This window comes from Bradyrhizobium diversitatis (assembly GCF_016031635.1).
Classification (GTDB): domain Bacteria; phylum Pseudomonadota; class Alphaproteobacteria; order Rhizobiales; family Xanthobacteraceae; genus Bradyrhizobium; species Bradyrhizobium diversitatis.
Genome location: NZ_JACEGD010000096.1, coordinates 1 through 1,353, shown reverse-complemented (window position 1 = coordinate 1,353; position 1,353 = coordinate 1). Strand labels below are relative to the sequence as shown.

Sequence of the window (1,353 nt, the reverse complement as noted above, 5' to 3'; positions counted from 1 at the left end):
GACGTGACAGCCCGCGCCACATGACGGTATTGCCAGGCGGCGGATCGCTGGCGCGGGCGAGATAACCGCCGAGCCCGGGCAACCTTGATCAGATAGTACGACAGCGTTTTCCGTCTTGCTTTTGGTCTGTCGTTCACGAGGCGATCGAGCACGCCGATTTCAGTCGCGGTCAACGCGAGGGTTGGCGGCGCGTCTGGAGCCGAACGGTTGAGCATCGTCATCCAAAAGACCCGCCAACTCAGGATGCAAAAGAGCGAGATCAGATTGGTCAGACGCTGGGCGGTCCTGAGCTTTGACTCCTCAGCTTTGCAGCCTGATTTGAGGATCTTATGGAACACCTCGATCTTCCATCTCAAAGATGCCATTCGAGCTTCTCAATGGCCTCAGTGCGGGAGCTAACAGGCAGATTTGTGATCAGCTTCCAATCGATCTTCTTTCTGTTCTTCGGCATCCCGCGCTCTTCGGCGTGGATCACCGTCAGGGTCAGAGCGGGATAGCGCTTCTGCTTTCCGATCGGCGGCAGGACGCGAACCTTGCGATACCTGATCTCAAGAACGGCCTGGTCGGGATCGCCGTTGCTGTCTCTGACTTCGATGCAATGGAGCCCTTTGACGGCGACCTCGTCCATTTCGTCGGCGATCGTGTGATCCCCCTCTCCAGCCGAGCGGTTGACGCAGGTCCTCATCAGGAAATAAGTTCCGATCTCCTGTGCTGCGCAGAGGAGCTCGTAGATGTCACTCTCGCGATCACCGAGATGGATGCATTGTCCCGAATGATCCAACAGCTGCGTAGACTGCTTGAGATTTTCCAACCACCGGACGCTTTCCTTTTTCTCGATGGGAATCCGGGTCGGATTTATCTTCTTTTTAAGCGCTGCCGTCCCCTTGAATTTCTTCCGGGTCCAGAACTTAACGGCCGCCAGCCCCAGCGGCACCCCCTCGATTGTCACCGCGAGGCTCGAATGGCATCAGGATGCCGTGTGCGATCTGAGGCGACCCGCCCTATCCCGTCCACTGTTTATGCTCTTGGTGATACCGATCGCTTCTGACTTCTCGCGTTGATAGCTGAATTCGGTTGTATCGTGCAGCACAAGAACGAGACCTTCAGTGGCGGCGGCGCGATCACGTGTCGATTGGAAATGGCCGGCCAGAATGTCCGCTTCGCTGACCCGGTCATTAGAGAAGAAGCGGTAGGCCGCCTTGGTATTTGCCCAATCCTGGCAGACGAGCGGAATGCTTTGTCCCATGGCGCTTCCAATCTGCGTGAGCAGTTGCGGAATCTGTCGCCGAGCCGCGCATCCCTAAACTCGCATCCACTACTCTCTCGATCAATCCAACATTCACCTTCCAAGGA

The 1,353-nt window shown here is 56.8% G+C and carries 2 protein-coding genes and 1 pseudogene; all 3 read right to left on the bottom strand.

Going from position 1 to position 1,353, the window contains the following annotated elements:
- Window positions 1-365: pseudogene (locus tag H1B27_RS40720) on the bottom strand (IS4 family transposase); the annotation flags it as partial.
- The gene (locus H1B27_RS40715) at window positions 353-949 is read right to left on the bottom strand and encodes a hypothetical protein (RefSeq protein WP_246516082.1); all 597 of its coding nucleotides are present in this window, start codon (window positions 947-949) and stop codon (window positions 353-355) included. The gene H1B27_RS40715 and the pseudogene H1B27_RS40720, both read right to left, overlap by 13 nt.
- 18 nt (window positions 950-967) lie before the next feature.
- Window positions 968-1,246, bottom strand: a complete 279-nt coding sequence (locus H1B27_RS40710; RefSeq protein WP_246516080.1) for an IS4/Tn5 family transposase DNA-binding protein — start codon at window positions 1,244-1,246, stop codon at window positions 968-970.
- Window positions 1,247-1,353: the final 107 nt, after the last annotated feature.